A 25,370-nucleotide genomic window follows, 5' to 3' on the forward strand; every position below is an offset into this window, starting at 1 on the left:
GGCACGCCTGTCCCGGCAGCGCCGTCCGCCGCGTCGTGCACGACGGCGCCCCGCCCCGGCCCGCCGCGACGCACGCCGGCGCGACGCACCAGCACCAGCACCCGCACGAGCCGGCGAGCGCCGAGCACGGCCCCACGACGGGCCTCGTCGGGACCGTGAACGCCGACCTCGCCGCAGGTCACGGACCGAGGACTGCGTCATGACCGGCTTCTTCTCGGAGATCGGTGCGATGCTCACCGACCCGCTCATGCAGCGCGCGCTCGTCGCGGCGCTGCTCGTGGGCCTGTCCGCGCCCGTCGTCGGCACGTACCTCGTGCAGCGACGGCTCGCGCTGCTGGGCGACGGCATCGGCCACGTCGCGCTCACGGGCGTCGCGCTCGGGTGGCTCGTGGGCTCCGCCATGGGGCTCGTGCCGAACGACGCGCTCGCGATCCCGGGCGCCGTCGTCGCCGCCGTGATCGGCTCCGTCGCGATCGAGATGGTGCGCGAGCGCGGCCGCACGTCGGGCGACCTCGCGCTCGCCCTGCTGTTCTACGGCGGCATCGCCGGCGGTGTCCTGATCATCAGCCTGGCCGGCGGCTCGTCGGGCGGCCTCATGCAGTACCTGTTCGGCTCCATCTCGACCGTGACGACGTCCGACCTCGTCCTCACGCTCCTGCTGGGCGCCGTCATCCTCGCCGTCGGACTCGGCCTGCGCGCCGCGCTGTTCTCCGTGAGCCACGACGAGGAGTTCGCCCGCGCCTCGGGCCTGCCGGTGCGCGGGCTGAACATCGCCGTCGCCGTCGTCGCCGCGCTCACGGTGACGGTGTCGATGCGCGTCGTCGGGCTGCTCCTCGTCAGCGCCCTCATGATCGTGCCCGTCGCCGTCGCGCAGCTCGTCACCCGCTCCTTCCGCCGCACGATGCTCGTCGCGTGCGTCGTGGGCGTCCTCGTGTGCGTGATCGGCCTGTCCATCACGTACTGGAACTTCCTCTCGCCGGGTGCGACCATCGTCGTCCTGGCCGTCGGGACCTACCTCGTGGTCGCGCTGCTGCGCCCCCTGTGGACACGGCGTCGGCCGCGGGTCACGCGCGACCCGCACCCCGACATCCCCGACGACGTCGACATCCCCGACGCCCGGCTCGTCCCCGCGGGCACGGCCGGGACCCGAACCACTCCCGGAGGTGACCCGTGCAGCGGATGACCCGACAGCGCGCCGCGGTGTCCGAGGCGCTCGAGGACGTCGAGGACTTCCGCAGCGCCCAGCAGCTCCACGAGATCCTGCGCTCGCGCGGCGACTCCGTGGGCCTCGCGACCGTGTACCGGACGCTGCAGAGCCTCGCCGAGGGCGGCGACGTCGACGTGCTGCGCACGGAGGAGGGCGAGAACCTCTACCGGCGCTGCGAGCGTCGCGAGCACCACCACCACCTCGTGTGCCGCTCGTGCGGGCGCACCGTCGAGATCGACGGCCCCACGGTCGAGTCGTGGGCGTCCCAGGTGGGCGGCGCGCACGGCTTCACCGACATCCAGCACACGATCGAGCTCTTCGGCACGTGCGAGAGCTGCGCGCAGCGCTCGGCGACCGGAGGCCCCGGCCAGGGCTGACCCGTGCCCGACGCGCTGGACGACGCCCCGTTCGCGGCGCTGTTCGCGTTCTTCTTCGCCGTCGTCCTCGTCCGCACCCAGGCGACCTACTGGGTCGCGCGGCTCGTGACCGTCTGGACGCTCGACCGCACCCGCCCCGTGCGGCCCGGGGTGGCCCGCGTGCACGCGTGGCTCTCCGGAGCCTCGACGGCGCGCGGCATCGAGGTGCTGCAACGCTGGGGCCTCGTGGCCGTGCCGCTGTCGTTCCTCGCGACGGGCACGAAGACGGTCGTCAACGGGGCGGCGGGCGTCGTGCGGATGCCGTTCGGACGCTACCTGCCCGCGATGCTCCTCGGCTGCGCCCTGCACGCCACCATCTACGCGACCGTCGGCTGGGCCGTGTGGACCGCGGCCCTCGCCGCGGCCACCGGCTCCCCGTGGGGCGTCGCGGTCCTCGTCGGGCTCGGGGCGGCCGGCGCCGTGGCGGTCGTCGTCACCGTCCGACGGCGCAGGTCGCGCGCCGCGGGCACGGGCGTGGCCGAGCCCGTCGCGCAGGCCGGCGCCGAGGACGTCGCCGAGGACGGGGCGCCCGCCGGCCGATGAGTCGCGCCCCGCGGGCCGGTCGGGGCTGCATGACGACCTTCCTCCTCGTCCCCGGCGCCGGCGGGCACCCGGGGTACTGGCAGCGCCTCGTGCCCGAGCTCGCGTCGCGCGGGCACGACCCGGTCCCCGTGGACCTCCCCCAGCACGACGAGCGCCTCGGCTGGGACGACCTGACGGACGTCGCGCAGCGCGCGCTCGCCGCCGCTCCCGCGGCGGAGCCGCCCGTCGTCGTCGCGCAGTCGATGGGCGCCTACGTGGGCGGCCTGCTCGCCGGTCGCGTCCCGGTCCGCCTGCTGGTGCTCCTCAACCCGATGGTGCCGCTGCCCGGCGAGAGCGGCGGCGCGTGGTGGGAGGCCACCGGTCACGACGACGCGCGGGCCGCGGCGGGCCTCGGACCGTTCGACCCGGTGCGGGACTTCTTCCACGACGTCCCGGCCGACGTCGCGGCGCGGGTCCTGGCCGGCGAGGACCGCTCCCCGTCGGCGCGCTCGTTCGCCGAGCCGTGGCCGGCGCCGTCCTGGCCGGACGTGCCGACCGTGGTGCTCCAGGGGCGCGACGACCGGCTCTTCCCGCTCGGCTTCCAGCAGGTCGTCGTCCGCGACCGGCTGGGGCTCGATGTCGTGGAGATGCCGGGCGGCCACCTCGTGGCGCTGAGCCGCCCGGCCGAGCTCGCCGACCGGCTCGTCGCGCTCGATCAGGTCAGGGTCGTCGCCGACTCGTCGGGGGCCCCGACGCAGAACTGGTTGCCCTGAGGATCGGCCAGGACGGACCACCGGTAGCCGGGGCTGGTGTGCTCGGCCACGAACGTCGCGCCGTCGTCGAGAAGTGCGGCCACGTCGGCCTCGCGGTCCGAGGACCCGAGGTCCAGGTGCAGCCGGTTCTTGCCCGGGGTGGGGTCCTCGACCCGCTGGAAGGCGAGGACGGGTCCCGCCGCGCCCTCCGAGGGGACGACCTCGACGAACCACCCGTCGGACTGGTCGACGACCCGCCCGCCGAGGCGGCGGGCCCACCACTGCGCGAGCGGGAGCGGGTCGGTCGAGTCCACGGTGACCATGCCGATGCTGAGCGTCATGCGCGGCACGCTAGCCGCCGGCGCCCACGGCGTCGACCGCGCCGCCGTACCGCCGGTCCCGGCGCGCGTACTCCTCGACGGCGCGCCACAGGTGCCGGCGGTCGACGTCGGGCCACGGCTCGGGCAGGAAGACGAGCTCGGCGTACGCGGCCTGCCACAGCATGAAGTTCGACGTGCGCTGCTCGCCGGAGCTGCGCAGGAACAGGTCCACGTCAGGCAGGTCGGGCTCGTCGAGGTGCTTCTGCACGGTGCGCTCGGTGACTTTGGACGGGTCGAGGCGCCCGGCGGCCACCTCCCGCGCGATCGCCGCGGCGGCGTCGGCGATCTCGGCGCGGCCGCCGTAGTTGACGCACATCGTCAGCGTGCAGACGTCGTTGTCCTTCGTCTGCTGCTCGGCGACCTCGAGCTCCTTGATGACCGACGTCCACAGGCGCGGCCGACGCCCGGCCCAGCGCACGCGCACGCCCCACGAGTCCATCTCGTCGCGGCGGCGCCGGATCACGTCGCGGTTGAAGCCCATGAGGAAGCGGACCTCCTCGGGCGATCGCTTCCAGTTCTCCGTCGAGAACGCGTACGCCGACACGTGCTTCACGCCGATCTCGATCGCGCCTGCGACGACGTCGAGCAGCGCCGCCTCGCCCGCCTCGTGGCCCGCGGTGCGCGGCAGGCCGCGGGCGTTCGCCCACCGGCCGTTGCCGTCCATGACGACCGCGACGTGGTTCGGCACGAACTGGCGCGGGATCGCCGGCGGCCGGGCACCCGACGGGTGCGGGAACGGCGGGAGCACCGGCCGCGAGCGCGCCATCAGGCGCCCGCCCGCGTGTCGTCCCGCTCCACCATGCGCAGTGATCGCAACGTTCTCTCCAGGTGATATTGGCCGTAGGCGGCGACGAGGCCGCTCGCCTCCTTGCGGTGCCGGGCGTCGGACGCGTCGGCCACGTCCCACTCCCCCGCCAGGAGCGCGGCGAGCAGCGTGAAGGTCTCGGGGGCCGGCGCCGTCGAGCCCGGGGGGCGACAGCGCGAGCACACCGCGCCGCCCTGCGCGACGGCGAAGGCGTGGTGCGGCCCGGGCTCGCCGCACCGCGCGCAGTCGGTGAACGACGGCGCCCACCCGGCCACGGCCAGCGCGCGCAGCAGGTAGGAGTCGAGCACGAGGTTCGGCGCGTGCGCGCGCTCGGAGAGCGCCCGCAGCGCGCCCGCGAGGAGCCAGTACTGCTGCACCGCGGGCTCACGCTCGTCCGCGACGAGCCGCTCCGCCGTCTCGAGCATGACCGTGCCGGCCGTGTACAGGGCGTAGTCCTCGCAGACGCGCCGCGCGTACGGGCCGATCGTCTCGACCTGCGTCACCGTGTCGAGCGAGCGGCCGGCGTGCAGCTGCACGTCGACGACCATGAACGGCTCGAGCCGCGCACCGAACCGCGACGACGTGCGCCGCACCCCCTTCGCGACGGCGCGCACCTTCCCGTGCTCGCGCGTCAGCAGGGTGACGATGCGGTCCGCCTCGCCCAGCTTCTGGGCGCGCAGGACGATCGCGTCGTCTCGGTAGAGGACCACGTCGTCATTCTCGCGCATCCCACCCACGTGCCCGACCGGGCGGGTCCTCGGGTCCGGGCGTGGGACGGCGAGACCGGGGTTGGGTGGCGGGTCTACCATCCGCGGCCTCGTCCCTCGGCCGCTCCCGCCGGGCCCGCCACGACCCGCCACCCCACCCCGGCCCCGCCTTCGCGCGGACCTCACCGCCGCTGCTCCCGTGGAGCCCGCGCGGCGTCAGACCGCGGCGCGCTCCGCGCGGTTGACGGCCGAGACGATGGCCTTGAGGGACGCGGTCGTGATCGAGGCGTCGATGCCGACGCCCCACAGGACGTCGTCGCCCACCTGGCACTCGACGTACGCGGCGGCGAGCGCGTCGCCGCCCTCGGACAGCGCGTGCTCGGCGTAGTCGAGGACGCGCACGTCGACGCCCACCTGGGCGACCGCGTCGACGAACGCCGCGACCGGCCCGTTGCCCGTGCCCTCGAGCGTGAGCTCCTCGCCCCTGTCGACGACGTCGACGCTCAGCGTGTCCGGGCCCTCCTCGCTCGACGAGGCGCGCGTGGCGCGCAGCTTGAGGCGTCCCCACGGCTCCAGCCCGGAACCCGGCTCGACGGGCAGGTACTCGTCGGAGAAGATCCGCCAGATGTCCTCGCCCGTGACCTCGGTGCCGTGCTCGTCCGTGTGGGCCTGGACCGCCTGCGAGAACTCGATCTGCAGGCGGCGCGGCAGGTCGAGGTGCCGCTCGGTCTTGAGCAGGTAGGAGATGCCGCCCTTGCCCGACTGCGAGTTGACGCGGATGACGGCCTCGTAGGACCGGCCGACGTCCTTGGGGTCGATCGGCAGGTAGGGCACGGCCCAGACGAGCTGGTCGACGTCGGTGCCCTCCTTCTCGGCGCGCGCCGCCATCGCGTCGAAGCCCTTGTTGATCGCGTCCTGGTGCGACCCGGAGAACGCGGTGAAGACGAGGTCGCCGGCGTACGGGTGGCGCTCGGGCACCGCGAGCTGGTTGCAGTGCTCGACGGTGCGGCGCACGTGGTCGATGTCGGAGAAGTCGATCTGCGGGTCGATCCCCTGGCTGAACAGGTTCATGCCGAGCGTCACCAGGCAGACGTTGCCCGTGCGCTCGCCGTTGCCGAACAGGCAGCCCTCGATGCGGTCCGCGCCGGCCTGGTAGCCGAGCTCCGCGGCCGCCACCGCGGTCCCCCGGTCGTTGTGCGGGTGCAGGGACAGCACCACGTTCTCGCGGTGGTTCAGATGCCGGCTCATCCACTCGATCGAGTCGGCGTACACGTTGGGCGTCGCCATCTCGACCGTCGCGGGCAGGTTGATGATGACCTTGCGGTCCGGCGTGGGCTCGAAGATCTCGAGCACCTCGTTGCAGATGCGCGCCGCGAACTCCAGCTCCGTGCCGGTGTACGACTCGGGCGAGTACTCGTAGTAGACGGTGGTCTCCGGGACCGTCTCCTCGAACTTCCTGCACAGCCGCGCGCCGTCCGTCGCGATGGCGATGATGCCCTCGGGATCGGAGCGGAACACGACCTCGCGCTGCAGCACGGACGTCGAGTTGTACAGGTGCACGATCGCCTGCTTGGCGCCGCGGATCGCGTCGTACGTGCGGGCGATGAGGTGCTCGCGCGCCTGCGTCAGCACCTGGATGACGACGTCGTCGGGGATGCGGTCCTCCTCGATGAGCATCCGGACGAAGTCGAAGTCCGTCTGCGACGCGGAGGGGAAGCCGACCTCGATCTCCTTGTAGCCCATCTCGACGAGCAGCTCGAACATGCGCAGCTTGCGCTCGGCGTTCATCGGCTCGATGAGAGCCTGGTTGCCGTCGCGCAGGTCGACGGCGCACCAGCGGGGCGCTGCCGTGATGCGGCGGTCCGGCCACGTGCGGTCCGGGAGCGAGACGTCGATCTGCCGGTGGAACGGCAGGTACTTGTGGATCGGCATCCCGGACGGCTGCTGCGGGTTCGCCTGCGTGGCGTCGGCGGCGGGAGCGGGGGCGGAGGCGTTCATCGAAGGTCCTTCGGGTCGTCCTGATCGGTGTCAGCCGGCATACCGACCACCGCGACGAGGGACCGGCTAGAGAGCCTCGCCGCGGCGACGAAGGAGGAGCGGCCGCATCAGGTGCACGCTGTCACTGTACCCCCGTGCTCCGGGTGCGTCGCGGACGTCCGCCCACCGGGCACGCCCGGCGTCGCGACGAGGTCGCGGCGCCGGGCGCGGGCGGGGACGTGCTCAGCGCCGGGCGCGGAGCGCGGCGTCGACGGCAGGGTCACCGAGGTTGCCGAGCCACTCCAGCAGCGCGGGGTAGGTCGACGGGTTCGACGCCACCTGCGGCCGCAGGTGCGGGGCGTCCTGCACGATCTGGGCGAGCACCTCGAGCGGCGTCGACGGGTCGAGCGCCTGCTCGGCCGTGAACCCGGGCTGCTGCGGGGCGTACTGCGGCGCGTACTGCTGGGGCGCCTGCTGCTGCGGAGCCTGCTGCTGGTACGGCTGCGGCTCGTGCTGCTGGGGCGCGTAGGCCTGCATCGGCGCCGTCTGGTCCGGCGAGGCCTGCCCCGCGTAGCCCTGCTGGCCCGGGTACCCCTGCTGGTCCGTGTACCCCTGCTGGGCGTAGCCGGGCTGCTCCCCGTAGCCCTGCGGCGCGCCCTGGCCGGCTGCTCCCGCCGGCGCGTACGGCTGCGCCTGCTGGCCCGGCTGCGCCTGCTGCCCCGGTGCGCCCTGCCCCTCGTCGGTGTACGCGGGCAGGACCGCCGTCGTCTGCGCGTCGACCGGGGTGAGGCCGGGCCGCGCGGCGTACCCGCTGCGCTCCGGCTGCACCGTCTGGACCGGCACGGAGCCGGTGGCGCCGCCCGGCACCGGCATGGGCTGCGCTCCCCCGGTGGGTGCCACCGGTGCGCTCGGTCGGGCCGGGCGCGGCGGCTTCGGAGCGGGAGGCTGCCAGACGTAGGCACGGGCCGCCTCGGCGCCGGCGGCCGCGGGCACGGGGCGGTGCTCGGCGAAGTACTCGCGGACCTCGCGCGGCACGGTGAGCGCGAAGGCGACGAGCAGCGGCAGGCCGAACGCCAGCAGCACGTGCTCGACGCCGCCGCCCAGGCGGACCTGGTTGGCCGTGACGACCAGGAGCGCGATGCCGAGCACGGCCACCACGCCCGCCGCGCCGAGCGCGAGGGGCCGGCCCGGCGCGGCGTCGCGCGCGAGGGACCGGCGCGCGACGAGCGCGACGCCGACGGCGAGGAGGCCGACGACGACGGACAGGACGACGTGCCCACCGCGGCGGCCGTCGGCCAGCTCGAGCACGCCGCCGAGCGCGAGGTAGCCCGCGACGACCACCACGAGGTCGAGCCCGCGCACGGCGACGCCGACCCACGTCTGCACGACGGGCGCCGGCGCCATCGCGCGGTGCACGGCGGGCGACGCCGCGACCGCCGCGAGCGCCGGGACGAGGACGAGCCCGAAGCGGCCCAGGTGCGTGCTCTCGAAGGTGAGGATGCCGTTGTTGCCCGACCCGAGGACGAACGCGCAGGCGAGCACGATGCCGACGCCGACGAGCGTGAGCCGCGCCGCCTCGGACCGGCGCCACGTGCCGAACGCCGGGAGGCCCGCGAGCGCGACGACGAACACCGCGGCGAGCAGGACGAGGAGGACGCCCACGGCCCCGGCGCCGTCGACCCCGGTGATCGTGAGGATCACCGTGAGCAGCGTCATGACGACGAGCACCGCCGCGAGCGCCGCGAGGACGCGCAGCCACTGGACGGTCACCGCGCGGTCGAGCTCCTCGGGACCGAGCTCGGACCGCCGGGGCTGGGCGGCGAGGAGCGCGCCGGCGAGGCCCAGACCGACCGCGGACCCGACGCCTCCCCAGCCGTCCGACAGGTCGCCGCCGCCGACGACGTCCACGACGAGGTACACCGCGGCGAGGAGCACGTACGGGGCGTTGGCCAGGAGACGCACGCGGCGGGTCGTGTGGACGGTCCAGGTCGCGGGCAGCACGCCCGTGCGCGCGAGGTACGGCAGCGCGAGCGTGAGCAGAGACAGGATCGTCAGGAGGACAACCTCGACCTTGTCCGACGCGCGGTGCGCGACGTCCCACGGGAGCGCGAAGGAGACGAGGAGCAGGACCGCGGCGACGCCGTCGCGCACGTAATCGCCGACGGGGATCCCCGCGAACGGCGAGGCGACGGCCGCCTCGCGGTCGTCCGCCGCGCCGTGCTGCTGCGAGGCGGGGGCGGTCCCGGCCTGCGGCTCCTGCTCCGAGCCGGGCGTCGCGCCACGGCCCGCCTCCGGCGTCTCGCCGGTCACGGGATCTGGCGCCGTGTCCTGGGTCTGCGGCTCGCCCGCCGCTCCGGTCTCGTTGGTCATCGTGCACTCCCTACGGTGTCGCACGGTGCGGGGCCGCACACGCGCCGGGCCTGACCGCCCCGACCGTTTCTACCGGTTCATCACGTCCGGCTCAACCGGGCAGGGGCCCGCCGTCACGACACGGCGGTCAGCCGGTCGGTGCCGAGGAGGAACAGCTTCCCCCCGGCCGTGAACAGGTGGTACGTGCCCGCGGGGACGGGCCAGCGCCACTCGAGGCTCCCGTCCGCGAGCGCGATCGACACGAGCTCCGGCGGGCGCCCGTGCTGGGCACGCGTGACGACGAGCGACCGCCCGTCGGTGAGGGCCGGCCAGCGGCCGCGGTCGGGCAGCCGCACGGTCCACCGGTGCTCGCCCGTGGCGACGTCGACCGCGTGGTAGGACGTCTCCGTCTCGAGCACCGCGAGGCCCTCGACGCGCAGGACGGCGCGGTAGGCCGCGACGGGCAGGGCCCAGACCGGTGCGCCGGTCGCGGCGTCGACCCCGGCGACGCCGCCGAACGTGTTGGCGAGCAGGACGCCGGGCGCGGAGCCGTCGTCGAGCGAGCTCTCGAGCGCCCGCCCCCGGAACCGGAACGACTCCCGCCCGTCGGCGGAGTAGACGCTCGCGGTGCCGGTGCCGTACTCGGTGCCGACGTAGCGGCCGTCGGCCATCCGCACGACCGTCCAGATCTGGCCGTCCTCGATCGGCTCCCCGTCCTCGGTGAACGTCGCGACGACGCCCGGTGCGACGAGTGCCACGACGCCGCGGGAGACGTCGAGCGCGACGCCGCCCTGCGGCGTCCGGGCGGCGAGGCGCGCGCCGACGACGCGGTCGTGCTCGAGCCGGCGCTCCCAGCGCACGTCGCCGGTCGCCGCGTCCTCGCGCACGACCACGACGCCCCGGCCGGACGCCCGGGCGCGCACGACGTCGGTCTCCCCGACGGGCTCGACGGCGGTGCCGGTGACGCCGACGAGCCGCGAGCCGACGGTCTTCCCCGTGTCCGACCGCACGGTCGTGAGACGGACGCGGCCCTCGCCGCCCGCCGGGCCGAGGCACACGATGACGTCCCGCGCGGCCTCGTCCGGCGCGGGCAGGCACGTCGCCGGGTCGTCGAGCGGCTCGGAGCGCCACACCTCGCGCCCGTCCTCGACGGCGTAGGCGGTGAGCCGGTCGGCGACCGTGACCACCACGCCCGGCGCGACGACCACGCCCCCGCGCGGGTGGACCGGCACGGACCACTCGGCCGCCGGTGGCGCGCCGAGCGGCTCGAGGCCACCGGCGAGCGCGGTGAGGTCGGTCGTGCGGGAGCCCTCGCGCACGGTGGTGGCGACGACGGAGCCGGCGAGCGCGAGCGCGACCACCACGACGGCCCACGCGACGCGGTGCGCCCGGGGACCTGCGCCGCGGTCGCGCGGCGGCAGGGGGCGTACACGAAGTCCTCGCCCGGGGGCTTCACCCCGATGACCGTGACGCCGTAGCGCTCGCGGACCTTCGACTGGGCGAGGGTGAAGCCCTGGACCTCGCGCGGCGGGCGCATCTTGACGATCGTGAAGCCGTTCTCCACCTCGATGTAGTCGAGCAGCTTCCCCGACACGAGGTGCGCGACGCGGGAACCGGCGTCGGACTCGGGGAACACGACGTGGTGGGCGCCGATGCGCTGCAGGATGCGCCCGTGCTCGGCGGAGATCGCCTTGGCCCAGATCTGGGGCGTCCCCATGTCGACGAGGTTGCCGGTGATGAGCACGCTGGCCTCGAGCGACGTGCCGACGCCGACGACGGCGACGGGGAAGTCGCGTGCGCCGAGCTGGTCGAGCGCGACGGGGTTCGAGGCGTCGGCCTCGACGAGCGGCAGCTGGCCGCTCCACTGGGCGACGAGGTCCGGGTCGCGCTCGACGGCGAGCACGTCCTGCCCGAGGCGGTCCAGCGTGGCCGCGATCGCGGAGCCGAACCGCCCGAGCCCGATGACGAGGACGCCGCCGTCCTTCGGCTGGTTGCGCGCCTCGCCGCGGCGCGCGCGCTCGGCGCGCCCGCGCTCGACGATGCGGGCCGCGACGGGCTCTGGTGCGGCCGCTTGCGTGGGCAGGTTGTCGGTCACGGTGGGCCTTTCTCGGTGTCAGGGAGGGCGGTGCGCGTCGTTCAGCCGATGATCGGCCGCTCCTCCGGGTAGCGCACGATCCGGCGCCGGTCGCGCAGCGCTAGCGCCGCGGCGAACGTGATCGTGCCCGTGCGCCCGACGAACATGAGGGCGACGAGCACGTACTTGCCCGCGTCGGGCAGGTCGGGCGTGATGCCCGTGCTGAGCCCGACCGTCGCGAACGCCGAGATGGTCTCGAAGAGGATGACGTCGAGCGTCTCGCCGGTGATCTCGAGGAGCAGCAGGCTCGACAGCAGCACCGCGGTCGCGCCGACGAACGACACGGCGACGGCCAGGCGCAGCGTGTCGCGGGGGATGCGCCGTCCGAACGCCTCCATGTCCCGGTCGCCGCGGGCCTCGGAGACGATGGCGATGAGCATGACGGCGAGCGTCGTGACCTTGATGCCGCCCGCCGTCGACGCGGAACCGCCGCCGACGAACATGAGCGCGTCCGTGATGAGCCAGCTCGCCTCGCGCATCTCGCCCGTGTCGACGGTCGAGAAGCCGCCCGAGCGCGGCATGACGCCCGCGAAGAGCGAGGCGAGGAGCTTCTCGCCGACGCTGAGCGGGCCGAGCGTGCCCCGGTTGCCCCACTCGACCGCGGCGAAGAGCAGGGTGCCGACGACGACGAGGGCGGCGCTCGTCGCGAGCGTGAGCTTGGTGTGCAGGCTCCACTTCGACGCGCGCCGGCGGTTGCGCAGCACGTTGAGGATGACGGGGAAGCCGAGCGACCCGATGAACACGCCCAGGACGATCGGCAGGCACAGCATCCAGTCGCCGACGTAGGGCATCAGCCCCTCGGGCGTCGGCACGAACCCGGCGTTGTTGAACGCCGAGATGCCGTAGAAGATCCCGTGCCACGCCGCCTCGCCGACCGTCTCCTCGAGCACGACGAAGCGCGGGAACAGCATGAGCGCGATGAGCAGCTCGAGCGACGTCGAGGTGATGATGACGACACGCACGAGCGAGCCGACCTCGCCCAGCCGCGTCGTCTTCGTCTCCGACGCGGTGAGCAGCTTCTGCGTGAGCCCGATGCGCCGCGAGACCGCCATGCCGAGGATCGACGCGAGCGTCATGACGCCGAGCCCGCCGATCTTGATGCCGACGAGGATGACGACCTGCCCGTAGACGGACCAGTACGTCCCGGTCGGCACGACGACGAGGCCTGTGACGCACACGGCGGACGTCGCCGTGAACAGCGCGTCGACGAACGACGCCGAGCGCCCGGACGCCGTGGCCCACGGCGCGAGCAGCAGCGCGGTGAACAGCGCGATGACGGCCGCGAAGACGGTGACGGCGAGCCGTGCGGGGGACTGGCGTGCCAGGCGGTCGACGATCTCGCGCCCCTGGAACAGCCGGCCGGTCAGGCCAGCGGGCATGGGACCTCCTCCACGGCGCCGGCCGCCGACGCACGTCGTGCCACGGCGCAATGCTGCCACGGGGGCCGGGACCCGTCACGTCGCCCCACCGGGCGTTACGGTGAGCCATGCCCATCTCCGTCCCGACGCCCGCCGAGGGGTCGCCCGCCGTCGCGTCGCCCGGTGGGGCCGCCGCCCGGGCGTGCGTCGTGTGGGGGCCGGACATGCTCGGCTACGACTTCGGCCCCGGTCACCCCATGGCGCCGGTCCGTCTCGACCTGACGATGCGCCTGACGGACGAGCTCGGGCTGCTGGACGGAGCGGACCTCGAGCTCGTCGCGCCGCGGCCCGCCGGCGACGCCGTGCTCGCCACCGTGCACGACACCGCCTACGTGGCGGCCGTCCGCGCGGCCTCCGAGCACGGGACGCCCGACCCGGCGCGCGGCCTCGGCACCGAGGACGACCCGGTGTTCCGCGGGATGCACGAGGCCGCTGCTCGCGTCGTCGCGGGCTCGTGGGAGGCGGCGGGCGCGATCGCCGCCGGGCGCGTGCGGCACGCGGTGAACGTCGCGGGCGGCATGCACCACGCCAAGCCCGGTGCGGCGTCGGGGTTCTGCGTCTACAACGACGCGGCGGTCGCCGTGCGGCGGCTGCTCGACGACGGCGTGGGCCGCGTCGCGTACGTCGACCTGGACGCGCACCACGGCGACGGCGTCGAGGAGGTGTTCTGGGACGACCCGCGCGTCCTCACCGTGTCCGTCCACCAGAGCGGCGCGACCCTCTTCCCGGGGACGGGCCACCCGACCGACGTGGGCGGTCCCGGCGCCGAGGGGACGGCGGTCAACGTCGCCCTGCCGCCCCGCACCGACGGCGCGCGGTGGATGCGGGCCGTCAACGCCGTCGTCCCGCCGGTCCTGCGGGCGTTCCGGCCCGACGTGCTCGTCACGCAGCACGGGTGCGACGCGCACGGGGACGACCCGCTGTCCGACCTCGACGTGTCCGTCGGCGCGCAGCGCACCGCCACGCAGCTCGTGCACGCTCTCGCGCACGAGCTGACGGACGGGCGCTGGCTCGCGCTGGGTGGCGGCGGGTACGCGGTCGCCCGCGTCGTGCCGCTCGCGTGGTCCGCGGTCGTGGGGGAGGTCGTGCACGCCCCCGTGGCCGACGGCCTCGCGCTGCCCGAGGCCTGGCGCGCGCTGGTCGCCGAGGTCACCGGCGTGGACGGCCCCGAGTCCTTCGGCCCGGGTGTCGAGGTGCGCCCGTGGAGCGCGGGCTTCGACCCGGACGACGCCGTCGACCGCGCGATCGTCGCGACGCGACGCGCCGTCTTCCCGCACCTCGGCCTCGACCCGCACTTCGACTGACCTGCACTCCGGCCCCTTCGCTCACCGCTCCGGTTCGGGCGCACGGGCGCGAGCGGGTACGCTAAGGGGCGGATTTCTCTCGTGTTGGTCGGCTCGTGGTCCACGAACCCTGATCAACCGTGGACCACCCGGCGGTCGACCGCACCGGACCGACCCCGCCGACCAGCTCCGACAAGCATTGCGAGGACCACCTATGGGCTCCGTCATCAAGAAGCGCCGCAAGCGCATGGCCAAGAAGAAGCACCGCAAGCTGCTGCGCAAGACGCGTCACCAGCGCCGCAACAAGAAGTGACGTCGCGCGCCACGACGCGCGCGCCGACCGCCGAGCCCGGCACCCCGACCGAGGGGTGACCGGGCTCGCTGCGTCCCACGAGCGCTCGGTGTCACAGCCGCGCGATCCGCCGGTCGACCGCCCGGCGCACGGAACGCAGGACGAGCGCCCCCGCCCAGACGGCGCCGGCCCAGCTCGCGGTCCGCACGCCGCTGCGCGTGACGCGCCGTCGGCGCCCGCGGAACTCGCGGATGGGCCAGCCGACGTCCTGGGCGTGGCGCCGCAGCCGCGCGTCGGGGTTGATGGCGCAGGGGTAGCCCACCTCGTCCATCATGGCGACGTCGTTGAGCGAGTCGCCGTAGGCGTACGACGCCCCGAGGTCGATGCCCTCGCGCTCCGCGAGCGCGGCGACCGCGGCGGCCTTCGCGCGCCCGTGCATGAGGTCGCCGACGAGGCGGCCGGTGTAGAAGCCGTCCTCGTGCTCGGCGACGGTGCCGAGGGCGCCGGTGGCGCCGAGGCGGCGCGCGATGAGGTCGCCGATCTCGACCGGGGTCGCGGACACGAGCCACACCTCGTGGCCGGCGGCGATGTGCTCGTCGAGCAGGCGCTGGGTGCCGGGGTAGATGCGCAGCGACAGGACGGTGTCGTAGACCTCCTCGCCGATGGAGGTGATCTCGGCGACGGAGCGCCCGGCGATGAGCGCGAGCGCGCGGGACCGGATGCGGTCGATCTGCCGCTTGTTCTCGCCGAGCGCGAGGTAGCGGGCCTGGTGGGCGGCGAAGCGCAGGAGGTCTCCGGTGGAGAAGAACTCGCGCTGGTGCAGGGCCCGCGCGAGGTGGAACGACGACGCACCGCGGATGATCGTGTTGTCGACGTCGAAGAACGCCGCCGTGCGGAGGGCGGGTGGCTGCCCCGGGGGCGTCGGCATGCGGCCACTCTATCGGCGCGCGGTCCGCGCGCTCCGGCCGGGGCCCTAGCCTGGGACGGTGAGTGCCGCCGACCCCGCCCCGTCCGCGCCCGTCCTGCTGTACGGGCGGGCCGGGTGCCACCTGTGCGACGACGCGCGGGACGTCGTCGCGCGCGTGTGCGCGGACGCGGGCGTGCCGTGGTCCGAGGTGGACCTCGACGACCCGGCCACGCCGGCAGAGGTGCGCGAGCGGTACTCGGAGTACGTGCCGGTGGTCACGGTCGGCGGCGTCCAGCAGGCGTTCTGGCGCGTCGACGCACGGCGGCTCGCGCGAGCGGTGGCGCGGATTTCTGCCCCGCGCGGGGACCTGGGATGATGTGCACCGGGTACTGTCGGGCGATCGTCGACGGGGACGGTCCGGGGATGGCGGTGGTGGCGAGTGGCTGAGCAGGTTGTCGGTGAGGTGACGCTCCCGGGGATCCCGAGCGCGACGGTCGCGAGGCTCCCGTTCTACCTGCGCGCGCTGCGCGACCTCGTCGCGCGCGGCGTGTCGACCACGTCGTCGGCGGAGCTCGCGGAGCTCTCCGGCGTGGGGCCGGCGCAGCTGCGCAAGGACCTGTCGTTCCTCGGCTCGTTCGGCACGCGCGGCGTGGGGTACGACGTCGACTCGCTCGCCGGGTACATCACCGAGGCCCTGGGGCTGGCGGACGAGCACCGGATCGCGATCATCGGCATCGGCAGCCTCGGCCACGCGCTCGCGAACTACTCGGGCTACGAGCAGCGGGGCTTCCACGTCGCGGCGCTGCTCGACGCGTCGCCCGACGTCGTGGGCACGCGCGCGGCGGGGATCGTCGTCGAGCACGTCGACGCGCTCGAGGAGGTGGTCGCGCGCGAGGGCGTGTCGATCGTCGTCCTCGCCACGCCGGCGGCGCACGCGCAGGCGGTCACGGACCGCGTCGTCGCGGCGGGCGTGAAGGAGATCCTCAACTTCGCGCCGTGCGCCCTGCAGGTCCCGGCGGACGTCGACGTGCGCGGGGTGGACGTGGGCAGCGAGCTGCAGATCCTCGCGTTCCACTCGCAGGCGCGCGCGCTCGCCGCGGGCCGCTGACAGGGCCGCCGGCGGTACCGGCTCCCGGGACGACGAGAGGCCGCGCGCCGGAGCACGCGGCCTCCCGTGGTGCGTGAGGGCTCAGGCCTGCTTGATGGCCGAGACGTCGAGCGTGATGGTGATCTTGTCGCCGACGAGCACGCCGCCGGTCTCGAGCGCGGCGTTCCAGGTGAGGCCGAACTCCTTGCGGGAGATCTGCGTGGTCGCCTCGAAGCCGGCGCGCGGGTTGCCGAACGGGTCGGTCGCGGTGCCGGCGAACTCGGTCGCGAGCTCGACGGGCTTGGTCACGCCGTTGATCGTGAGGTCGCCCGCGACGACGTAGTCGTCGCCGTCGGCGGTGACGGACGTGGAGGTGAAGGCCCACGTCGGCTTGTTCTCCGCGTCCCAGAAGTCGGCGCTGCGCAGGTGGTTGTCGCGGTTGTCGTCGCCGGTGCTCACGGACGCGGCGTCGAGCTCGGCGGTGACCGACGTCGACTCGAGGTCGTCGCCGACCGTGATGGCGCCGCCGGTGATGGCGAGCGTGCCGCGGACCTTGGAGATGCCGGCGTGGCGGACGGTGAACGCGGCGTGCGAGTGCGAGGCGTCGAGGGCGTAGGTGCCGGTGGTGAGGCCGGCGGGAAGCGGCGTGGCCATGAGGTGCTCCTTCGGTGGGCGTGGTCGTCGGTGTCGGACTGCGTGGTTGAAGATTCAACCACGTTCGCGCGTATCAACGGCACCCCCGGCGCCGTCTATTCCCGGCGGGTGGAAGAATCGTCCGAACGCTCGTCGACCGTCTCCCACCCGCCGACGACCCACGGAACGACCGAGGACCGCATGACGACGCAGCACACCGATCCCGCACCGCACCGCGAGGACGTCCACCCGCGCTGGCTCGACGCCGACCAGCAGCAGCTCTGGCGCGCGTACCTCGAGGGCACCGTCCGCTTCGTCGAGGCGATCAGCCGCGAGCACGACGAGCACTCGACCGTGTCGCTCAACGAGTACGAGCTCCTCGTGCGGCTCTCCGAGAGCCCCGACCACACCCTGCGCATGTCCGCGCTCGCCGAGGGGCTCGCCCGCTCGCGCAGCCGCGTGACGCACACCGTCGCGCGCATGGAGGCGCGCGGGCTCGTGCGCCGGTCGGCCAGCACGGGCGACCGCCGCGGGGTCAACTGCGTCATGACGGAGGAGGGCCACCGCACGCTCGTCGAGGCGGCGCCGGCCCACGTCGCCGCGGTGCGGCGCTTCATGGTCGACGTGCTGACTCCCGACCAGTTCCGGGCCCTCGGCGAGGCGATGGCGGTCGTCGCACGGGCCTGCCGGGAGGACCACGAGATCTGACCCCGCGGAGTGCGGGACACTGGTGCCCATGGTCTCCACCACGGTCCACCTCCTGCGGCACGGCGAGGTGCACAACCCCGACGGCATCCTCTACGGCCGGCTGAACGGCTACCACCTCTCCCACCGAGGTCAGGAGATGGCACGGCGCGTCGCCGCGCACCTGGCCGGTGAGCCCGGTCCCGACGGCGCGTCGCGGCCGCGCGCCGACCTCGCCGTCGTCGTCGCCTCACCGCTCCAGCGCGCGCAGGAGACCGCGACGCCCGCCGCCGAGGCCTTCGGCCTCGAGCTCGGCACCGACGAGCGGCTGCTCGAGGCGGAGAACCACTTCGAGGGCCTGCGGTTCGGCGTGGGCGACGGGTCGCTGCGCCACCCCGGCCACTGGCGGTTCCTGTGGAACCCGTTCCGCCCGTCGTGGGGCGAGCCCTACGTCGAGCAGGTGGCCCGCATGCGCGGCGCCGTCGCGGACGCGCGCGACAAGGCGGCCGGCCGCGAGGCCCTGCTCGTCAGCCACCAGCTCCCCGTGTGGCTGACGCGGCTCAGCTACGAGAACCGCCGCCTGTGGCACGACCCGCGCAAGCGGCAGTGCGCCCTCGCGTCGCTCACCTCGCTGCGGTTCGAGGACGACCGGCTCGTCTCGATCCACTACTCCGAGCCCGTCGCCGACCTCCTTCCGGGCGCCTCGCAGGTCTCGGGAGCGTGACGTTCGCCATGCCGGAGCCCTCGCGGCCCGTTCTGCCCGGTTCGCCCGTCACCCCTCTCAGGACGCGCCCAGGTTCGCGCGACAGGGTGCGACCCGTGATGTCGTCGTGACTCCCGTCGCCGTGCCCGCCCCCGCGCCCGGGCGCTCCCGCGCGCGCCGCCACGCCCTCGCCGCGACCGGTCTCGCCCTCGCCGCCGGCCTCGCGCTCTCGGCGTGCACCGCCGAGTCGGGCGCCACGACGTCCGACGACGACGTCGTCGGGCAGGGCTTCGTCTCGGGCGACGGGTCCGTGCGCACGTGGGAGGCCGGCGACCGCGGCGAGGCCGTCGCGCTGACGGGCACGGACTACGAGGGCCGGAGCGTCGACACCGCGGCGTGGACGGGCGACGTCGTCGTGCTCAACACCTGGTACGCCGCGTGCGCGCCGTGCCGCGCCGAGGCCCCGGACCTCGTGGCGCTCGCGGAGGAGCGGGCGGACGAGGGTGTGCGCGTCCTCGGCATCAACACCACGGACGAGCCGGGCGCCGCCCAGGCGTTCCAGCGCACGTTCGAGGTGCCGTACCCGTCGATCGACGACCGCAGCGGCGAGGTCGTCGCCGAGCTGTCCGGCACGGTCCCGCTGCAGGCCGTGCCCTCCACGGTCGTGCTCGACCGCGAGGGCCGCGTCGCCGCGCGCGTCATCGGGCTCGTCGAGGGCTCGACGCTCGGCGCGCTCGTCGACGACGTGCTGGCCGAGGAGCCCTCCGCCGGCGAGACGGACGCCTGACGTGCTCGGGACCGCCTCCGCGGTGCTCTCCCCGGTCCTCGCGATCGACATCGGCGAGCAGTTCGCGCGGATCGCCTGGAGCGGGTCGCTGCTCCTCGCCGTCCCCGTCGCGCTGCTGGCCGGCCTCGTGTCGTTCGCGTCGCCGTGCGTGCTGCCGCTCGTGCCCGGCTACGTCGGGTACGTCAGCGGCATGGCGGCGGCGAACGCGGGCGGCGGTGCTGGACGGGCGGGGCGTGGCTCCGGCGCGGGCGCCGGGACCGGGGTGGTCGCCGCCGCGCCGAGCCGTGGGCGCGTCCTCGCCGGAGTGGCGCTCTTCGTCGCCGGGTTCACGCTGGTGTTCGTCGGCATCGCCGCCGCCGCCGGCGCGGTCGGCCAGTACGTGGTGCGGTGGGAGGACGTGCTCAGCCGGGTGCTGGGCGTCGTCGTCGTGCTCATGGGCCTGGCGTTCATGGGTGCGGTGCCGTTTCTCCAGCGCGAGCGGCGCCTGCACCTGAGCCCGCGCGCCGGCCTGTGGGGCGCGCCGCTGCTCGGCGTCGTCTTCGGGCTCGGCTGGACGCCGTGCCTCGGCCCGACCCTGATCGCCGTGCAGACGCTCTCGCTCAGCGAGGCGTCCGCCGGGCGCGGGGCGCTGCTGGGCGTCGCGTACTGCCTCGGGCTGGGCGTGCCGTTCCTGCTGATCGCGCTCGGGCTGCAGAGCTCGCAGCGCATGCTCGGGTTCCTGCGGCGCCACCGTCTCGCGATCATGCGGCTGGGAGGCGGGCTGCTCGTGGTCATCGGGCTCGCGCTCGTGACCGGCCTGTGGGGCACGTGGACCGGGGCGATCCAGGGCTGGATCGGCGGATTCGTGACGGTGGTGTGATGCGGGACGGGAAGACCGAGGAGAAGGCCTCCGCGCGCTACCGCCCGGAGGGCATCGACGACGCGTTCGCCGAGGGCCGCGACCAGGCCGCGCCGGCCAGCAGCACGTCCCCTACCGTCCCGACGCTCGGGGTCGTGGGGACCCTGCGATGGACGTGGCGCCAGCTCACGAGCATGCGTGTCGCGCTGCTGCTCCTCATGCTGCTCGCCGTGGCCGCCGTGCCGGGCTCCGTCCTGCCGCAGCGGCCGCAGGACCCGGCGGCGGTGCTGCGCTACCTGCAGGACAACCCGACGACGGGGGAGTGGCTCGACCGTCTCGGGTTCTTCGACGTCTACGCCTCGGTGTGGTTCTCGGCGATCTACCTGCTGCTGTTCGTCTCGCTGGTGGGGTGCATCCTGCCGCGCACGCGCGCGCACCTGCAGGCGCTGCGCGGCCGCCCGCCGCGCACGCCGCGCCGCTTCGACCGCTTCCCCGCGCAGGGACGCGCGGTCACCGACGCGACGCCGGACGAGGTCGTCGCGGCCGCCGAGACCCGCCTGCGCGGCCGCCTCCGGTGGCTGCCGACGTTCCGCGTCGAGACGGGCGCGGAGGACGCGGCGCCCGCCGTCGGCAAGCGGACCGCGCGCCCGGCCGCCCGCACGGTCGCGGCCGAGCGCGGCTACGTGCGCGAGACCGGCAACCTCGTGTTCCACCTGTCGCTGCTCGGGCTGCTCGGCGCCGTCGCGCTCGGCCAGCTCCTGCACTACCGCGGCCAGGCGATCGTCACGGAGGACCGCGGGTTCGCCAACGCGGTCGTCGACTACGACACGTTCGAGAACGGCGCGTGGTTCCGCCCGTCGTCGCTCGTGCCGTTCTCCATGACCCTCGACCGCTTCGAGGCGGAGTTCGCCACGGACGCCGTCGCGTTCGCGCAGTCGCGCGACTTCACCGCGTTCGTCACGGTGCGCGACCCCGACGGGACGACGCACGAGGAGACGATCAAGGTCAACCACCCGCTCAACGCGGGCGGCGCCAAGGTCTACCTCCAGGGCAACGGGTACGCGCCCGAGGTCACGGTGCGCGACGCCGAGGGCCAGGTCGCGTTCTCGGGCCGCGTGCCGTTCCTGCCCGAGGACACGATGTACACCTCGCGCGGGGTCATCAAGGTTCCCGACGTCTCCCCGGGCCTCGACCAGATCGGGCTCGTCGGGTCCTTCCTGCCCACCGCCGAGCTGAGCGCCGACGGCACGACCGCGAGCTCCGTCTACCCGCAGCCCATCAACCCGCTCCTCGTCCTCGAGGTGTACCGCGGCGACCTCGGGCTCGACGAGGGGCTGCCGCAGAACGTGTACCGCCTCGACACCGAGGACCTCGAGCCGTCGGTCGACGCGGACGGGGAGCGCGTGAAGCTGCTCGTCGCGCCCGGTGAGACGGTCGAGCTGCCGGACGGGCTCGGCTCGATCACGTTCGAGTCCGTGCCCCGCTACGTCGCGCTCGACCTGCGCCACGACCCGTCGCTCGCGTGGGTGCTCGTCTTCGCCCTCGGCGCGCTCGGCGGGCTCACGGTCTCGCTCTTCACGCCCCGGCGCCGCGTGTGGGTCCGGGCGTGGCGCGAGCCCGTGCCGGGCGACGGTCCCGACGGCGCGCGCGAGCGCACGGTCGTCGCGGTCGCCGGTCTGGCGCGCGGCGACGACGCGGGCCTCCAGGGCGAGGTGGACTCGCTTCTCGCCGCGCTCCCGGGCGTGACACCATCGGGTGAGGGCGACCTCACCTCCCTCGCACGAAAGGCTGACCGATGACCGTGGCCGAGCTGAGCCAGGACCTGGTGTGGGCGGCGGCGTCCGCGCTCACCGTCGCGCTCGTGGCGTTCGCGATCGACCTGTCGCGCCTCGCGGGCCGTCGTGACGAGGTGCGCACGCAGCACGCGGCCGAGCGTGCGGCGGTACCCGCCGCGGAGCGCGCCGAGGTGCTCGCGGCCGCCGGACCGGCATCCGGTGGCACCACGCCGTACGCGCCGGGCACCGCCGACGCCGGGCCGACGGAGCCCGCGGACGAGCCGGCACCGGTGTCGCGCAAGGCCGCGAACATCGGCGTCTCGCTGACGTGGCTGGGGGCGGTGCTGCTCCTCGTCGCGATCGTCACGCGCGGCATCGCGGCCGGCCGGGCGCCGTGGGCGAACATGTACGAGTTCGCGCTCGTGGGCAGCTTCGTGGCGCTCTCCGTGTTCCTCGGCGTCGCGCTCCGGCGCGACGTGCGCTTCCTCGGCTCGTTCGTCACCGGGCTCGCGGTGCTGTTCCTCGTGGTCGCGCAGAACGCGTTCTTCGTCGCCGCGACGGGCGTGCAGCCCGCGCTGCAGGACTACTGGTTGATCATCCACGTCGGTGTCGCGATCCTCGCGACGGGCATCTTCACGGTGGCGTTCGTGACGTCCGTGCTCCAGCTCCTGCGCGACTCGCGCGACGGCGGGAGCGCGTTCCTCGGCCGACGCGGGTGGCAGTGGCTCGACGCGACGCCGCGGCCGGTCCAGCTCGAGGCGCTGAGCTTCCGGCTCAACGCCGTCGCGTTCGTCCTGTGGACGTTCACGATCATCGGCGGCGCGATCTGGGCCGAGGACGCCTGGGGCCGGTACTGGGGCTGGGACCCCAAGGAGGTCTGGAGCTTCGTCGTCTGGATCGTCTACGCGGCCTACCTGCACGCGCGCACGACGCGCGGGTGGTCCGGGCGCCCGGCGGCCTACTTCGTGCTCGTGGGCTACGCGTGCGTGCTGTTCAACTTCACGGGCGTGAACCTGCTGTTCGACGGCAAGCACTCGTACTCGGGCCTCGAGCCGGGCGACTGACGCCGCGCGGTTCGCGCCGTGCGGGTCAGCGGCTCCCAGGCCCGTCCTGACCGGGGTTGGTGCCGCTCTGGTCGCCGTCGGCGTCCGTCCCCTCGCCGGGCCCGGGCTCGGGGGAGCGGCCGTCGTCGGCCGCGTCGCGCTTCCCGTCGGTGCCCGGGGAGCGGCCCTGGCGGCGCTGCTCCTGCTCGAGCCGCCAGAGGAACTCGGGGTCGTCGTCGGGCGCGACCGGGCCGCTACGACGTCGCCGCGCCGGACCGGGCCGACCGGCGGCGAACCGCCCGCCGCCGCCGTACCGCGTCGCGGACCGCTGGGAGCGCCGCACGAGGATCCACGCGATCGCGCCCACGAACGGCAGCAGGACGATGAGGACCACCCACAGGCCCTTGGGGATGCCGCCGCGCTCGTCCTCGTCGCTCGAGGACAGGTCGACGAGGGCGTAGACCGCGAGGCCGACGGCCAGCAGGACGAGGAGCACACGTGCCATCCCTCAAGCCTAAGCGCCGTACCCTGGAGGGGTGCCCCTCGTCGTCTACTCGCTCCTCCGGCTGCTCCTGTTCGGCGTCGCGCTCGGCGTCCTGTGGGTCGCCGGGCTGCGCGGCTGGCTGCTCGTGCTGCTCGCCGCCGTCGTCTCGCTCATGCTGTCGTACCTGACGCTGCGCGGCCCGCGCGACGCGGCGTCGCGCTACCTCGCGGAGCGCGCCGAGCGGCGCGCGCGGAGCAAGGACCGCTTCACGCGTCAGATCGAGGACGACGCCGCGGCCGAGGACGCCGCCGTCGACGCCGCGGACGGCACCGACACCCCGCCGGCCACCCCGTCGGCACGGTAGCGGCGAGGGCAGCCGCGGGGCGCCGTGCGCGGAGGCCTACAGCGCGAGGCCGACGCCCAGCAGCACGCCGTACGCGAGCTCGTACATCCCCGTCCCGGCGAGCACCGGCACCAGGAGCGGGCCGCGCGCGCCCGCGAGGACGGGCAGCGTGAGCAGGACCGCCGGGAGCAGCAGCGCTGCCACGGCCAGCGTCCAGGGCGACGCGAACGCGCACACGAGGCCGAGCACGAGCGGGAGCCAGATCATCGCGACGTACGCGCGGCGCGCCCGCCAGTCGCCGAGCCGCACCGCGAGCGTGCGCTTGCCGGCCACGACGTCCGTCGGGATGTCGCGCAGGTTGTTGACCATGAGGATCGCGCACGCGAGGAGCCCGACGGCGACGGCGCCCACGACGGACGGCCACGGCACGACGCCCGCCTGCGTGTACGTCGTGCCGATCGTCGCGACGAGGCCGAAGAACACGAACACCCCGACCTCGCCGAGGCCCTTGTAGCCGTAGGGGTTGCGCCCGCCGGTGTAGTACCAGCCCGCGAGGATCGCGACCGCGCCGACGGCGATGAGCCACCAGTGGCCGGAGACCGCGCACAGCACCAGGCCGAGCACCGTGGCGACGCCGAACGCGGCGAACGCGGCCGCACGCACCTCGCCCGCGCGCGCCGCGCCGGAGGCGGTGAGGCGCATCGGGCCGACGCGGTCGAGGTCGGTGCCGCGGATGCCGTCGGAGTAGTCGTTCGCGTAGTTCACGCCCACCTGGAGCGTGAGCGCGACCCCGAGCGCCAGCAGGGCCGGCAGGAGCGCGAACGCGTCCACGTGCGCGGCCGCGCCGGAGCCGACGATCACCGGCGTCGCGGCGGCCGGCAGGGTCCGGGGACGGGCCCCCGCGACCCACTCGGCGGGACTGGCCATGGTGCTCCGTTCGGTCAGGAAGGCGATCGGGAGGGATCGGTCGCGGCCCGCTCGCGCGCGACGGCGAGCCGTGCCACCGCGGCGCGGTCGACCTTGCCGGGCCCGCGCCGCGGCAGGTCGTCGACGACGACCACGCGGCGCGGCGCGGCCGCCCGTCCCAGCCTATCCGCGACGGCGCGGCGGACCGTCGCGACGAGGGCGTCCGACATGGTGGCACCCGCCACGAGCGTCACGACGGCGACGACGGCCGTGCCCCACTCCGGGTCAGGAACCCCGACGACGCACGCCTCGCCCACGCCCTCGACGCCCGCCACGACGTCCTCCACCGCCGCCGGCGCGACGTTGACGCCGCCCGTGACGAGGACGTCGTCCGCGCGCCCGAGGACCGTGAGGCGAGCGCCGTCGTCGAGCCGCCCGAGGTCGCTCGTGCGGAACCACCGCGTCCCGTCCGCGTCCGTGCGGAAGGCGGCCGCGGTCGCGGCAGGTTCGCCCAGGTACCCGTCGGCGAGGACGGGGCCCGCGAGCTCGACGACGCCCGACCCCGGGTCGAGCCGCACGCGCACGCCGTCGAGCGGCACGCCGTCGTACACGCACCCGCCGCACGTCTCGGTCATGCCGTACGTCGTGACGACCCGCGCCCCGGCCTCGCGCGCGCGCCGCAGCAGCGCCGCGGGCGTCGCCGCCCCGCCGAGCAGGACCGCGTCGAGCGAGCACAGGGCGTCGAGCCCCGCGGGCTCCGCGGCGTCGGCCGCGGCGACGAGGCGGTGCAGCTGGGTGGGCACGAGCGAGACGTACCGCCGCACGCCGCGCGGCGCCCGGCGCACGAGCGCGGCGAACCCCGCGGCCGTGAACGGCTCGCCGTCGGGCGCGGCGGTGAGGCCGTGGCCGGCGTGCGCGCGGGCGACCACCTGGACGCC

At 74.8% G+C, this 25,370-nt stretch carries 27 protein-coding genes and 2 pseudogenes; 16 read left to right on the forward strand and 13 right to left on the reverse strand.

Features of this window, described 5'->3' with window-relative positions; all coding sequences use genetic code 11:
• The 5 genes and pseudogenes from JZ5iCDA_RS19360 to JZ5iCDA_RS05930 form a co-directional block, all read left to right on the forward strand.
• A pseudogene (locus JZ5iCDA_RS19360) lies at positions 1-203 on the forward strand (hypothetical protein); the annotation flags it as partial.
• The gene (locus JZ5iCDA_RS05915; RefSeq protein ID WP_069386322.1) at positions 200-1,183 is read left to right on the forward strand and encodes a metal ABC transporter permease; all 984 of its coding nucleotides are present in this window, start codon (positions 200-202) and stop codon (positions 1,181-1,183) included. The pseudogene JZ5iCDA_RS19360 and the gene JZ5iCDA_RS05915, both read left to right, overlap by 4 nt.
• The gene (locus tag JZ5iCDA_RS05920) at positions 1,180-1,584 is read left to right on the forward strand and encodes a Fur family transcriptional regulator (RefSeq protein ID WP_069386342.1); all 405 of its coding nucleotides are present in this window, start codon (positions 1,180-1,182) and stop codon (positions 1,582-1,584) included. The genes JZ5iCDA_RS05915 and JZ5iCDA_RS05920 overlap by 4 nt, the downstream gene beginning before the upstream one ends.
• A 3-nt stretch (positions 1,585-1,587) precedes the next feature.
• Positions 1,588-2,166: a hypothetical protein gene (locus JZ5iCDA_RS05925; RefSeq protein ID WP_069386323.1), complete on the forward strand. Its 579-nt coding sequence runs from the start codon at positions 1,588-1,590 to the stop codon at positions 2,164-2,166.
• A gap of 29 nt (positions 2,167-2,195) precedes the next feature.
• Complete coding sequence (locus tag JZ5iCDA_RS05930) at positions 2,196-2,918, forward strand: alpha/beta hydrolase (protein ID WP_069386324.1); 723 nt, start codon at positions 2,196-2,198, stop codon at positions 2,916-2,918.
• On the opposite strand, the gene JZ5iCDA_RS05935 is transcribed toward JZ5iCDA_RS05930, so the two are convergent.
• The 8 genes and pseudogenes from JZ5iCDA_RS05935 to JZ5iCDA_RS05970 all read right to left on the reverse strand — a co-directional run bounded on the left by JZ5iCDA_RS05935 (position 2,861) and on the right by JZ5iCDA_RS05970 (position 12,628).
• The gene (locus tag JZ5iCDA_RS05935; protein ID WP_069386344.1) at positions 2,861-3,238 is read right to left on the reverse strand and encodes a VOC family protein; all 378 of its coding nucleotides are present in this window, start codon (positions 3,236-3,238) and stop codon (positions 2,861-2,863) included. The two genes, JZ5iCDA_RS05930 and JZ5iCDA_RS05935, sit on opposite strands and share 58 nt — an antisense overlap.
• A 10-nt stretch (positions 3,239-3,248) precedes the next feature.
• Complete coding sequence (locus JZ5iCDA_RS05940) at positions 3,249-4,043, reverse strand: isoprenyl transferase (protein WP_069386325.1); 795 nt, start codon at positions 4,041-4,043, stop codon at positions 3,249-3,251.
• Positions 4,043-4,792 (reverse strand): DNA repair protein RecO, encoded by a 750-nt coding sequence (recO, locus tag JZ5iCDA_RS05945; RefSeq protein WP_069386343.1) that lies wholly within the window; start codon positions 4,790-4,792, stop codon positions 4,043-4,045. Before recO ends, JZ5iCDA_RS05940 begins: the two co-directional genes overlap by 1 nt.
• A gap of 213 nt (positions 4,793-5,005) precedes the next feature.
• The gene (gene leuA, locus JZ5iCDA_RS05950) at positions 5,006-6,787 is read right to left on the reverse strand and encodes a 2-isopropylmalate synthase (RefSeq protein WP_069386326.1); all 1,782 of its coding nucleotides are present in this window, start codon (positions 6,785-6,787) and stop codon (positions 5,006-5,008) included.
• A 222-nt stretch (positions 6,788-7,009) separates the two neighbouring features.
• On the reverse strand, positions 7,010-9,136 hold the full coding sequence (locus JZ5iCDA_RS05955; protein ID WP_139122978.1) for a hypothetical protein: 2,127 nt from the start codon (positions 9,134-9,136) through the stop codon (positions 7,010-7,012).
• A gap of 113 nt (positions 9,137-9,249) precedes the next feature.
• Positions 9,250-10,479, reverse strand: coding sequence for an outer membrane protein assembly factor BamB family protein (locus JZ5iCDA_RS05960; protein WP_171905307.1), 1,230 nt, complete (start codon positions 10,477-10,479; stop codon positions 9,250-9,252).
• Positions 10,480-10,538: 59 nt separating this feature from the next.
• A pseudogene (locus tag JZ5iCDA_RS17885) lies at positions 10,539-11,156 on the reverse strand (potassium channel family protein); the annotation flags it as partial.
• 95 nt (positions 11,157-11,251) lie between these two features.
• Positions 11,252-12,628, reverse strand: coding sequence for a TrkH family potassium uptake protein (locus tag JZ5iCDA_RS05970; RefSeq protein WP_069386330.1), 1,377 nt, complete (start codon positions 12,626-12,628; stop codon positions 11,252-11,254).
• 107 nt (positions 12,629-12,735) lie between these two features.
• Here JZ5iCDA_RS05970 and JZ5iCDA_RS05975 point away from each other — a divergent pair, with 107 nt between their 5' ends.
• Complete coding sequence (locus JZ5iCDA_RS05975; protein WP_083259719.1) at positions 12,736-13,971, forward strand: acetoin utilization protein AcuC; 1,236 nt, start codon at positions 12,736-12,738, stop codon at positions 13,969-13,971.
• Between the two features lie 193 nt (positions 13,972-14,164).
• Entirely contained in the window at positions 14,165-14,263 is a 99-nt protein-coding gene (locus JZ5iCDA_RS17890) for a 30S ribosomal protein bS22 (protein ID WP_003792170.1), read from the forward strand.
• Positions 14,264-14,354: 91 nt separating this feature from the next.
• Here JZ5iCDA_RS17890 and JZ5iCDA_RS05980 read toward each other — a convergent pair whose 3' ends face one another.
• On the reverse strand, positions 14,355-15,170 hold the full coding sequence (locus JZ5iCDA_RS05980; protein ID WP_069386331.1) for an HAD family hydrolase: 816 nt from the start codon (positions 15,168-15,170) through the stop codon (positions 14,355-14,357).
• A 58-nt stretch (positions 15,171-15,228) separates the two neighbouring features.
• Between JZ5iCDA_RS05980 and JZ5iCDA_RS05985 the strand changes: the two genes are divergently transcribed.
• Together JZ5iCDA_RS05985 and JZ5iCDA_RS05990 are read left to right on the forward strand one after the other, a co-directional pair.
• Positions 15,229-15,525, forward strand: coding sequence for a glutaredoxin family protein (locus JZ5iCDA_RS05985; RefSeq protein ID WP_253181972.1), 297 nt, complete (start codon positions 15,229-15,231; stop codon positions 15,523-15,525).
• Between the two features lie 63 nt (positions 15,526-15,588).
• On the forward strand, positions 15,589-16,257 hold the full coding sequence (locus JZ5iCDA_RS05990) for a redox-sensing transcriptional repressor Rex (RefSeq protein WP_253181973.1): 669 nt from the start codon (positions 15,589-15,591) through the stop codon (positions 16,255-16,257).
• A gap of 81 nt (positions 16,258-16,338) precedes the next feature.
• Here the strand turns inward: JZ5iCDA_RS05990 and JZ5iCDA_RS05995 are convergent, their stop codons facing one another.
• Positions 16,339-16,890, reverse strand: coding sequence for a YceI family protein (locus JZ5iCDA_RS05995; protein WP_069386333.1), 552 nt, complete (start codon positions 16,888-16,890; stop codon positions 16,339-16,341).
• A gap of 180 nt (positions 16,891-17,070) precedes the next feature.
• On the opposite strand from JZ5iCDA_RS05995, the gene JZ5iCDA_RS06000 reads away from it, so the two are divergent.
• The 6 genes from JZ5iCDA_RS06000 to ccsB all read left to right on the forward strand — a co-directional run bounded on the left by JZ5iCDA_RS06000 (position 17,071) and on the right by ccsB (position 22,720).
• Positions 17,071-17,577, forward strand: a complete 507-nt coding sequence (locus tag JZ5iCDA_RS06000; RefSeq protein WP_069386334.1) for a MarR family winged helix-turn-helix transcriptional regulator — start codon at positions 17,071-17,073, stop codon at positions 17,575-17,577.
• A gap of 28 nt (positions 17,578-17,605) precedes the next feature.
• On the forward strand, positions 17,606-18,277 hold the full coding sequence (locus JZ5iCDA_RS06005; protein WP_069386335.1) for a histidine phosphatase family protein: 672 nt from the start codon (positions 17,606-17,608) through the stop codon (positions 18,275-18,277).
• A gap of 106 nt (positions 18,278-18,383) precedes the next feature.
• Positions 18,384-19,043, forward strand: coding sequence for a TlpA family protein disulfide reductase (locus JZ5iCDA_RS06010; protein ID WP_253181974.1), 660 nt, complete (start codon positions 18,384-18,386; stop codon positions 19,041-19,043).
• A 49-nt stretch (positions 19,044-19,092) separates the two neighbouring features.
• The gene (locus JZ5iCDA_RS06015) at positions 19,093-19,902 is read left to right on the forward strand and encodes a cytochrome c biogenesis CcdA family protein (protein WP_069386348.1); all 810 of its coding nucleotides are present in this window, start codon (positions 19,093-19,095) and stop codon (positions 19,900-19,902) included.
• Positions 19,902-21,680, forward strand: a complete 1,779-nt coding sequence (gene resB, locus JZ5iCDA_RS06020) for a cytochrome c biogenesis protein ResB (RefSeq protein ID WP_069386336.1) — start codon at positions 19,902-19,904, stop codon at positions 21,678-21,680. Before JZ5iCDA_RS06015 ends, resB begins: the two co-directional genes overlap by 1 nt.
• Positions 21,677-22,720, forward strand: a complete 1,044-nt coding sequence (gene ccsB, locus JZ5iCDA_RS06025; RefSeq protein ID WP_069386337.1) for a c-type cytochrome biogenesis protein CcsB — start codon at positions 21,677-21,679, stop codon at positions 22,718-22,720. The genes resB and ccsB overlap by 4 nt, the downstream gene beginning before the upstream one ends.
• A 25-nt stretch (positions 22,721-22,745) precedes the next feature.
• On the opposite strand, the gene JZ5iCDA_RS06030 is transcribed toward ccsB, so the two are convergent.
• A complete protein-coding gene (locus JZ5iCDA_RS06030) occupies positions 22,746-23,204 on the reverse strand; it encodes a PLD nuclease N-terminal domain-containing protein (protein WP_069386338.1) in 459 nt (152 codons plus the stop codon).
• 31 nt (positions 23,205-23,235) lie between these two features.
• Between JZ5iCDA_RS06030 and JZ5iCDA_RS06035 the strand changes: the two genes are divergently transcribed.
• Entirely contained in the window at positions 23,236-23,547 is a 312-nt protein-coding gene (locus JZ5iCDA_RS06035) for a DUF4229 domain-containing protein (protein ID WP_069386339.1), read from the forward strand.
• 36 nt (positions 23,548-23,583) lie between these two features.
• Here JZ5iCDA_RS06035 and JZ5iCDA_RS06040 read toward each other — a convergent pair whose 3' ends face one another.
• The gene (locus JZ5iCDA_RS06040) at positions 23,584-24,453 is read right to left on the reverse strand and encodes a 1,4-dihydroxy-2-naphthoate polyprenyltransferase (RefSeq protein ID WP_069386340.1); all 870 of its coding nucleotides are present in this window, start codon (positions 24,451-24,453) and stop codon (positions 23,584-23,586) included.
• 14 nt (positions 24,454-24,467) lie between these two features.
• Positions 24,468-25,370, reverse strand: a 903-nt coding sequence (locus JZ5iCDA_RS06045; RefSeq protein ID WP_139122980.1) for an AMP-binding enzyme, incomplete at its 5' end; no start/stop codon positions are given.

This window comes from Cellulosimicrobium cellulans (genome assembly GCF_001722485.1).
GTDB classification, from domain to species: domain Bacteria; phylum Actinomycetota; class Actinomycetes; order Actinomycetales; family Cellulomonadaceae; genus Cellulosimicrobium; species Cellulosimicrobium cellulans_A.